The 10,099-nt window shown below is 47.6% G+C and carries 10 protein-coding genes; all 10 read left to right on the forward strand.

The genetic code is table 11. The features are described 5' to 3' along the window. Positions 1–1,482, forward strand: a 1,482-nt coding sequence (locus J6U00_RS13330; protein WP_296582614.1) for a DNA translocase FtsK, incomplete at its 5' end; no start/stop codon positions are given. Between the two features lie 160 nt (positions 1,483–1,642). Beyond that, a complete protein-coding gene (locus J6U00_RS13335) occupies positions 1,643–3,622 on the forward strand; it encodes a YgiQ family radical SAM protein (RefSeq protein WP_296582616.1) in 1,980 nt (659 codons plus the stop codon). 101 nt (positions 3,623–3,723) lie between these two features. After that, a complete protein-coding gene (locus tag J6U00_RS13340; protein ID WP_296582631.1) occupies positions 3,724–4,488 on the forward strand; it encodes a ComEC/Rec2 family competence protein in 765 nt (254 codons plus the stop codon). Then, positions 4,485–4,703 (forward strand): DUF3006 domain-containing protein, encoded by a 219-nt coding sequence (locus tag J6U00_RS13345; protein ID WP_296582618.1) that lies wholly within the window; start codon positions 4,485–4,487, stop codon positions 4,701–4,703. The genes J6U00_RS13340 and J6U00_RS13345 overlap by 4 nt, the downstream gene beginning before the upstream one ends. Continuing rightward, positions 4,700–5,917 carry an NAD(P)/FAD-dependent oxidoreductase gene (locus tag J6U00_RS13350; protein WP_296582620.1) on the forward strand — a complete coding sequence of 406 codons (1,218 nt, stop codon included), beginning with the start codon at positions 4,700–4,702 and terminating at the stop codon, positions 5,915–5,917. The genes J6U00_RS13345 and J6U00_RS13350 overlap by 4 nt, the downstream gene beginning before the upstream one ends. Before the next feature lie 29 nt (positions 5,918–5,946). Next, a complete protein-coding gene (locus tag J6U00_RS13355) occupies positions 5,947–6,306 on the forward strand; it encodes a YccF domain-containing protein (protein WP_296582622.1) in 360 nt (119 codons plus the stop codon). Positions 6,307–6,311: 5 nt separating this feature from the next. Further along, on the forward strand, positions 6,312–6,833 hold the full coding sequence (locus tag J6U00_RS13360; protein ID WP_296582624.1) for a putative ABC transporter permease: 522 nt from the start codon (positions 6,312–6,314) through the stop codon (positions 6,831–6,833). Positions 6,834–6,958: 125 nt separating this feature from the next. Beyond that, positions 6,959–7,624 carry a (d)CMP kinase gene (cmk, locus tag J6U00_RS13365; protein ID WP_296582626.1) on the forward strand — a complete coding sequence of 222 codons (666 nt, stop codon included), beginning with the start codon at positions 6,959–6,961 and terminating at the stop codon, positions 7,622–7,624. Positions 7,625–7,665: 41 nt separating this feature from the next. Further along, positions 7,666–8,301, forward strand: a complete 636-nt coding sequence (locus tag J6U00_RS13370; protein ID WP_296582627.1) for a lysophospholipid acyltransferase family protein — start codon at positions 7,666–7,668, stop codon at positions 8,299–8,301. Next, on the forward strand, positions 8,294–10,099 hold a 1,806-nt coding region (locus J6U00_RS13375), incomplete at its 3' end, for a bifunctional 4-hydroxy-3-methylbut-2-enyl diphosphate reductase/30S ribosomal protein S1 (protein WP_296582629.1). The genes J6U00_RS13370 and J6U00_RS13375, both read left to right, overlap by 8 nt.

A 10,099-nucleotide genomic window follows, 5' to 3' on the forward strand; every position in this document is an offset into this window, starting at 1 on the left:
CCAGAATACATACTTCCACCCATAGACCTGCTCACCCGTCCAGAGATACATTCAAACCGCTCCGAGGCTGTAGAGGAAATGCGCGAAAAGGCAGAGGTCATAAAGAACACCCTGCTGAGCTTCGGCGTTGCTGTAAAGATAAAGGATATATTTCGCGGTCCCTCCATAACCCGTTACGAGATACAGCCTGGCCCCGGAATCAAGGTCTCCAAAATAAAGGGACTTGAGGACGATATTGCTCTCAGTCTTGCGGCACAGGGCGTCCGTATAGAGGCACCTGTTCCTGGAAAGGCAGCTGTAGGCATAGAGATACCGAACTCAACAAAGGATACAGTAACTCTCCGTGAAATGATAGGCTCTCCCGAATTCAGGGACTCAAAAAGCAAGCTATCATTCGCTGTCGGCAAGGATATTACAGGAAATATCATACTCGGAGATATTGCAAAGATGCCCCATGTAATAATCGCAGGCACCACTGGCTCCGGTAAATCCGTCTGCACCCGTTCTATCATTATGAGCATACTCTACAACGCAACCCCCGACGAAGTAAAGCTCATACTCATAGATCCGAAGATAGTAGAATTCAAGATCTTCGAGAACATACCTCATCTTCTAATACCTATCGTCACAGACTGCAAACGTGCTTCCGGTGCATTGTGCTGGGCTGTTAACGAAATGATGCGCAGGTACAATATATTCGCAGAGGCAGGCGCAAACGACCTCCGTTCCTACAACGAGCTTGCAGAGGTTGACGGTGATCTTGCAAAAATGCCGCAGATAGTTGTATTCATAGATGAGCTGGCTGATATGATGCTTGTAGCAGGCAAGGACGTTGAGGACTATATCTGCCGTCTCGCACAAATGGGACGAGCCGCAGGTATGCACCTTGTAGTAGCTACACAGCGTCCTACCACCGATGTTATAACAGGTCTTATAAAAGCCAATATACCGAGCCGTATCGCGCTTTCTGTAAAGTCGCAGATAGACTCGCGCACCATAATAGATATGGCAGGAGCGGATAAGCTCCTCGGAAACGGCGATATGTTATATATGCCTATAGGAGCCGGCAAGCCTGTCCGCGTACAGGGATGCTTCTCGTCAAACGAAGATATAGCTGAGACTGTTCGCTTTATCAAGGCTCAGGAGGAAGTAAAATATGATCCCGATATCGCGCGTGACGTAGAAATGTTCTCGACCCAGTCACAGAACGGTGCAGCAGCCACAGACGGCGGTTCTTCTGTAGGTTCAGGCAGCGACGAGGATCTTGTGGAATCGGCTATAAAGGTTGCTGTGGAAGCAGGACAACTCTCCACATCTATGCTGCAAAGGAAGCTCAAACTCGGCTACGCAAGAGCAGCTCGTATCATGGACGAACTGGAGGAGCGCGGCGTTATCGGACAAAGCGAGGGCGCAAAGCCGAGAAGAGTGCTCATGTCAAAAATGCAGTACGACGAGTGGAGACTCCGAAGAATGGATGAATAAATCATAGTTTTACGAAGCAAAATTATGATTTAAGCGAGTAGTAAGTAAATAATTAAGAGTAAAAATAGCTCGTTGCATAATATTACTTACTACTCACTCCTCTTACTTACTCAAATCAAAATTCAGCTTTGCTAGATTTTGATTTACAGGAGATGATACCATGTACGAGGGCTTTCTGCCTACAACAAAAAAAGAAATGGTCGAGCTTGGGATAGAGCAGTTTGATTTCATATACATAACAGGCGACGCCTATGTTGACCACCCGAGCTTCGGCGCGGCTATAGTCACAAGGCTAATTGAGAGCATGGGATTTACTGTTGGTATCATCTCTCAGCCCGACTGGCACAGCGACCGCGATTTCCGCCGCTTCGGCGTTCCGAGGTACGCTTTTTTAGTCACCGCAGGAAATATCGACTCGATGGTTGCTCACTATACCGCCGCCAAACGCAAACGTTCCGATGACGCCTATACAGCAGGCGGTGTTGCAGGGAAACGCCCTGACCGCGCTGTTATCGTCTACTGTCAAAAGCTCCGTGAGTACTTCGGAGACATACCAATAGCTATCGGCGGCCTGGAGGCTTCCCTCCGCCGCTTTGCGCATTATGACTACTGGGATGACGCTGTACGCCCCTCTGTACTTCTCGACAGCGGTGCTGACCTGCTGATGTACGGCATGGGCGAGCATCAGGTGCAAGAGCTTTGTACCCGTCTTGCAAATGGCGAAAATATACGCGATATCCACGATATCCGTGGTACCTGTTATCTTACGGAGCCTGTGAATACGCCTATCGGCGCAGCTCAGTGCCCTTCCTTTGAACAGGTGCGCGACAACAAGCTTGAATACGCAAAGGCGGTAAAGATACAGTACGACTGGCAGGACGAGGTCTACGGAAAGACCGTGATACAACGTCATGGCAAGCTTATGCTGGTACAGCTGCCCCCTGCCTACAGTCTCACTACTGAAGAGTTGGATCACATATATTCTTTTCCATACACACGTGCCATACACCCATCCTATGAGGCTTTGGGCGGCGTCCCAGGCATAGAAGAGGTACGCTTTTCCATAACTCACAATCGAGGCTGCTTCGGATACTGCAATTTCTGCTCGATAGCCCTTCATCAGGGCAGGCGCATAACCGTCCGCAGCGTTGAATCCGTTCTAGCAGAGGCGGAGAGGATAACCAAGATGCCTGATTTCAAGGGCTACATACACGACGTCGGCGGTCCTACTGCAGACTTTCGCCGCCCCTCATGTGACAAGCAGCTCTCAAAAGGACTATGCATGGGCAAGAAATGCCTTGCTCCAACCCCGTGTCCTGCGCTGAAGGTTGACCATACGGAGTATCTTTCCATGCTGAGGAAGATACGGAAGGTCAAAGGCGTGAAGAAGGTATTTATTCGCTCAGGCATACGTTACGACTATTTAATAGAGGACAAGGACGATGAGTTCATGAAAGAACTCATAATGCACCACGTAAGTGGTCAACTCAAGGTAGCTCCCGAGCACTGCTCGGCGGTAGTCCTCGACAAAATGGGGAAACCCCATATAGAAGCCTACAAGCGCTTCCAAAAGCGCTTTTACGAGATAACAAAGGGTATGGGGAAGGAGCAGTACCTTGTCCCCTATCTTATGTCCTCACACCCCGGAAGCACCCTTAACGCAGCGATAGATCTTGCTCTCTTCCTTAAAGAAAACAAGATACGCCCCGAACAGGTTCAGGACTTTTACCCTACTCCGGGCACTATATCCACAGCTATGTTTTACACGGAGCTCGACCCTTATACCCTTGAAAAGGTCTATGTTCCGAAGTCTCCCAAAGAAAAGGCTATGCAGCGTGCTCTGCTACAGTATTTCCGCCCTCAGAACAGAGAGATAGTTCTTGAAGCTCTCAAAGCCGCAGGACGACGCGACCTTATAGGTTCTTCACCGAAATGTCTGATAGAGGGAGACTCCCGAGTACAGGGCAATACTCCCCGGAAGGGCGGTGACAAGTCTTGGCAAAATACTTCAAAGACACAGAAAGCTTCGTTCAGGCAGCCGGAGAAAAATACCGGCTCACCCCGTACCAGAAGCAGCTTCTCCGTGAGCTCGCAGAAAAACGGGAAGAAGAACGGAAACAACGGAAAAAGGAAGCACTGAAAACTATAGGCAGTCTGCTTATCGTAGCAGTGTTGCTCCTCGCAGGCTGGCTGTACTTTCATAAGAAGCCGGAGCCATTTCCAAATAAGGACAAGCTTGAAATGCATTTCATAGACGTGGGACAGGGAGACTGCACATTTATAGCCGCAAACGGCATGACCATGCTTGTTGACTGCGGTGAATACGAAGTGTCATCTGATGTCATCAGCTACCTAAAAAGCCTAGGCGTAATCAGGCTTGATTACGTCGTGGCAACTCATCCCCACTCAGACCATATGGGCGGAATGGCCCGTATAATTAGGGTATTCGACATCGGCGAGGTTATAATCCCGCATATTCCCGATGATCAGCTCCCCACAGCGGTATTCTTCGACAAGTTCCTTGAAAGCTGTGAGGACAGAGGACTCAGCCTTACGGAGGCAACCCCCGGCATGGTACTCGAACTTGGCAGAGCAAGGGCAGAGATAGTATCTCCTGCCGACATCAAATATGAGGACCTTAACAATTACTCTGTCAGCCTACTCATAACACACGGCAGCAACAGTTTCCTGCTCACAGGAGACTGCGAGGCAGAAGCCGAATACGCAATGCTTGAAAGCGACAGACTTCAAAAGGTCACGCTCTACAAGGCTGGCCATCACGGAAGCTCCCGTTCATCAACATATGAATTTCTCAAAATGATACGTCCGAAAAATGCTGTGATATCATGCGGCTTTGAGAATCCCTACGGTCACCCCTCGAATATCACTCTGAAAAGACTCCAGGAGTATACCGATAAGATATACCGCACTGATATCTGCGGAAATATCGAGGCTGAGTCTGACGGAAGCACATTGACTATCACCTGCGAAAGGGAAATAAAATGACTGTAATAGACAGATTTGAAGGCGAATATGCCATTCTTGTGAGTGAAAACGGCAGAATCAGTATCCTGAGGGAGCAGCTTCCGCCGGAAGCCGCCGAGGGAGATGTGCTGATTTGCAAAAACGATTCCTACCTGATTAATAAAGAAGCCACCTCAAGAAAGCGCCGTCAGACGCGGGCAAGAATTCGTAAGCTTATAAAGGAAGACAAGCAATGACTGATATCATAATCATAGGCGGCGGTGCAGCTGGCTGCTTTGCAGCTGTAAATGCAGCAAGGTTCGGGAAATCCGTACTGCTATTTGAGAAAAACGAAAGGCTGGGCAGAAAGCTCCGTATTACAGGCAAAGGACGCTGCAATGTCACCAATAACAGCTCTGCAGAGGAGCATATAAAGAATATACCCGTAAATTCACGATTCATGTATAGCTCATTTTCCTGCTTTGATTCGGAGAGTACCATGAGCTTCTTTGAGGAACTGGGCGTACCGCTGAAAACCGAGCGTGGAAACAGGGTTTTCCCTGTCAGCGACAAAGCGGACGATATCGCCGACGCTCTTGCAAAGGAAATGAAAAAGCTGGGCGTCAAGGTCATAAACAAGCGCGTATCAAAGATACTCACGAAAAACGACGCTGTCTGTGGAGTTACAGCAGGTGGAGAGGAATACTCATCTCAGTCGGTGCTCATAGCCTGCGGCGGCAAGTCCTATCCGGCAACCGGCTCAACCGGAGACGGCTACACCCTTGCCAAGGCTCTCGGTCATACTGTAACAGAACTCAAACCAAGCCTTGTTCCTCTCGTTTCACCGGATAAGTTCTGCACAGAGATGATGGGACTTTCCCTACGCAATGTCACCATAGACCTTATGAACGAAAACAAGTCCATATATAGCGAAATGGGAGAAATGCTCTTCACCCACTTCGGAGTATCCGGACCTCTCGTTCTCAGCGCCAGCTCACATATACGGGATATGCAGCCAAATAAGTATCGGCTTTTGATAGACCTTAAACCAGCCCTGTCTCCAGAGCAACTCGATGCAAGGATACAGCGCGATTTTGCTGACAACCTCAACCGTGACTTTCAAAATGGCATCAGAAAGCTCCTTCCTGCGAAGATGATACCCGTTGCGGTACGGCTGTCAGGAATAGCTCCCGAGCGCAAGATAAACGGCATAACCAGGGAGGAACGGCGAAAATTCGGAGAACTTATAAAGCATTTCCCAGTGAGGATATCTGGCTTTCGCCCCATAGACGAGGCTATTATCACAAGCGGCGGCGTCTCAGTAAAAGAGATAGACCCGAAAACTATGGAATCAAAGCTAGTAAGTGGTCTGTACTTCGCAGGAGAGGTCATAGACGTTGACGCTTATACCGGCGGTTTCAACTTACAGATAGCTTTTTCGACCGCTTACATGGCGGCTGTTAATATGTAATTACATAGTCATGACAGAAAGGGATCAAAATGGGTTGTTTAGGTAATTTATTATGGCTGATATTCGGCGGATTTTTCGCAGGGCTCAGCTGGCTGGCAGTGGGGCTGCTGTGGTGTATTACCATAGTCGGCATTCCAATAGGAAAGCAGTGCTTCAAAATGGCGCAGCTGTCATTTGCTCCCTTTGGCAAGGAAGTAGAATACGGCGGCGGTCCGATAAGCTTAATAGTCAATATACTCTGGTTGCTTTTCGGAGGACTTGAAATGGCGGCAGGCTTTGCAGTATCAGGCCTGATACTCTGTATCACCGTTATAGGCATACCCTTCGGGATGCAGATGTTTAAGCTGGCAGGACTCGCCCTCATGCCCTTCGGTGCAAAGGTGAAATAAGTGCTATGAAAAATGACTTTTCGCGAACATTTTTCCGCTATGTGTTTGAATTCACAGCCGCAGGCTTTGCAGGCTGGATATACGAGGTTGCTACGGTCTGGATAATGTACCGTTATTTTGACAACCGAGGTATGCTACACCTGCCAGTGATACCAATATATTCTTTCGGAGCCTTTTTACTGCTGACTCTACTACGCAGAAAGAGAAATCCCTTCTTTATATTTGTAACTGCCACCGTTATCACTACGGTATTTGAGCTTGCTGCCTCATATCTTCTGGAATTCATATTCCATGAGCAGTTCTGGACATACAAGAACTGGTACTTTTCCATATTTGACAGGTCGAGCCTGATATCGAGCTCTATCTTCGGTATCATGGCTGTAGGGTACTTTTACATGCTTCACCCCCTTTCAAAGAAGCTAAGCGAAAAGCTTCCGGAAGCAGTATGCTTCGGCGCAGGTACCTTCCTGTCCGCCGCTCTGCTCACAGACGCAGTTCTATCCATTTCGGAACATCTTAAAAAGTAATGGGGATATAACCTTTTTTGTTGGTCGAGGGCAGACGGACGTTTGCGTAACTGTCCTGAACCACAAAAAATATTGTTAATCCAAGTAAATCAGGGCAAGCGCCCTTCAATAAAGGAGTAAAAACAATGAAAACTGTAAACATTGCAATCGACGGACCTGCCGGCGCAGGAAAAAGCACTATAGCGAAAATGGTATCAAAGCAGCTGGGCTACATCTATGTTGACACAGGAGCTCTGTACCGCACTATCGCTCTATATATAACCGAGAACAAAATTCCTGACAAGGATATCGAGAAGTCCCTCGGCAAGGCTGATGTGTCCCTTAAGTTCATCGACGGAGCACAGCGAGTATTCCTCGGAAAAAGAGACGTTTCCGACCTAATAAGGACTCCCGAAATATCTATGGCTGCTTCCCGCACCTCGGCTATACCTGCCGTAAGAGCCTATCTTTTTGAAACTCAGCAGAAAATAGCCCGTGAGAACAACGTTATCATGGACGGAAGAGACATCGGCACAGTAGTTCTCCCCGATGCAGATGTTAAGATATTCCTTACTGCTTCCGCAGAAGAAAGAGCCAATCGCCGCTACAAGGAGCTCCTTGAAAAGCCGGACTGTCCCACATATCAGGAGATACTTGACGATATAATCAAGCGCGACTATCAAGATATGCATCGAGAAACAGCTCCTCTGAAACAGGCTGAGGATGCTGTGCTCGTAGACACAACAGAGCTGAACCTTGAAGAATCCGCAGCTGCTATCGTTAAGATAATCAGCGAAAAGATAAAGAAATGAGGCTCTGTATCCAAAGGGTATGACGTAAAAAGGAGAAAATCATGTATTACTTAGTAAAATTTGTTGTTCGTATGTACTTTACGTTAATGTATAAGCTGCGCTTTGAAGGGAAGGATAATATACCGGAAGATACCACTGTTATATATACCTGCAATCATCGCAGCAACGCCGATCCGCCCCTTCTCGGCTGTGGAGCCAAGGGAAAATTTGCTTTCATGGCAAAGGAGGAACTCTTCCATAACAAACTCTTTGCATGGCTAATACGCTCTTTGGGAGCATTTCCTGTTTCACGCGGAAAAGGCGATACTGCAGTTATCGATACTGCTGTTGAAAGGCTCGATTCAAACCGTAGTCTCATGATATTCCCCGAGGGTACACGCTCCAAAGACGGCAAGGTAGGTAAAGGTCATACCGGAGCCGCTCTCATTGCCGCAAGATCAGGCAAGCCTGTAATGCCTGTAGGTATATGTTACGGGGAAAAGCTGAAGTTCCGTACTCCACTTACCGTAAAATTTGGCAAGCCTATCGATCCTGCAGAATACTGCGAGATAAGTGATACTCCCAATCCCCGTCAGCTCGTCAAGCTCAAAAACCGCTATATGGCAGACATAAAGCATCTTGTTGAAGGAGAAACGGAGACCTCCGCAGACACAAAGGAGGAAAAAACTGATGAGTAAGGTCACTGTTGCAAAATCCGCCGGATTCTGCTTCGGAGTTGACAGAGCCGTGAAAATGGTCTACGGCGAGCTGGAAAAGAATACAAATGTCGCAACTCTCGGCCCTATCATACACAATCAGGACGTTGTAAACGATATGAAGGCAAAGGGCGCAAGGATAATAGAATCCGTTGACGAGCTCAACCCCGACGAGACCGTAGTTATACGCTCCCACGGCGTAGGCAGGGAGATATACGACCAGATACAGGCAAAGGGCAACCGTATGCTGGACGCGACCTGTCCCTTTGTATCGCGTATACATAAAATAGTGGCGGAAAAGTCCGCAGAAGGCTACTTTATACTTATCGCAGGTGACAGAGACCACCCTGAAGTACAGGGCATAGTTGGTCATTGTGACGAAAATTGCATGGTTTTCAAGGATAACTTTGAGCTAAAAGACTTTTTTGAAAAAAATTATAAAAATTTGCAAAAAAAGCTTGCAATTGTGGCGCAAACGACGTATAATATAGTAGTATGGGGTGAGTGTTTAAACGTGATCCCGAAGGACGATCCAAATATTGTTATATACGATACGATATGCAACGCTACAGACACACGTCAGTCAGACGCTGCCATGCTTGCCAGGGAATCCGACATTATGCTTGTAGTCGGCGGCAGGCACAGTTCCAATACCGTTAAGCTCTTTGAGGTTTGCAGCCGGTACTGTAAAACGTATCATATCGAAAATTCGGACGAGCTTCGGTCATTAAAGCTTCCAAATGCCAAAAATATCGGCATTACTGCCGGGGCATCAACCCCCGCTTATATAATCAAGGAGGTACAAACCAAAATGGCAGAAAATGAAATTCTTGCAGCTAATCAGGATGAGGATATCGATTTTGCTCAGGCAATCGATGAATCATTCAAAAAAATACATACAGGAGAGAAAGTTAAAGGCATTGTTATCGCCGTAAACAACACAGAGGCTATCGTAGACCTCGGCACAAAGCATACCGGCTATGTTGCTCTTGACGACCTTACAGACGATCCTTCAAAGAAGCCTTCCGACATCGTAAGCGTTGGCGACGAGATTGATCTCGTTGTTATCAAGGTAAACGACGCAGAAGGTACAGCTGCTCTTTCCAAGAGAAAGGTAGACGAGCAGGCTGGCTATGAGAAGATAGTACAGGCTAAGGAAGAAGGTACTGTTCTCGAGGGCGTTGTTCAGAGCGTTGTAAACAAGGGTATCACACTCACAGTTATGGGTGTTAGAGTATTTATCCCTGCTTCACTCACAGGTCTCCCGAGAGGCGCTGAACTCGAACAGCTTCTTAAGAAGAAGGTAGAGTTCATCGTTATCGAGGTATCAGAGGGTGGCAGAAAGAGAGCAGTAGGTTCTATCAAGGCTGTTCAGAACGCCAAGAAGGAAGAAGCCAAAGCAAGATTCTGGGAGACAGCAGAGGTTGGCAAGACCTATACCGGTAAGGTAAAGTCTCTCACAAGCTTCGGTGCATTCGTTGATCTCGGCGGCATTGATGGAATGGTACACATCTCAGAGCTTTCTTGGAAGAGAATCAAGCACCCGAGCGAAGTAGTAAATGTTGGTGATACTCTTGAAGTATACATTAAGGATCTTGACAGAGAGGCTAATAGAATTTCTCTCGGCTTCAAGAAGGCTGAGGACAATCCATGGGAAATCTTCAAGTCTCAGTATCAGGTAGGTGACGTAGTTAAGGCTACTATCGTTTCTATTACAAGCTTTGGAGCTTTTGCTCAGATTATCGACGGCGTTGACGGTCTTATCCACATCTCACAGATC

This window comes from Ruminococcus sp. (genome assembly GCF_017650195.1).
Lineage (GTDB): Bacteria > Bacillota > Clostridia > Oscillospirales > Ruminococcaceae > Ruminococcus.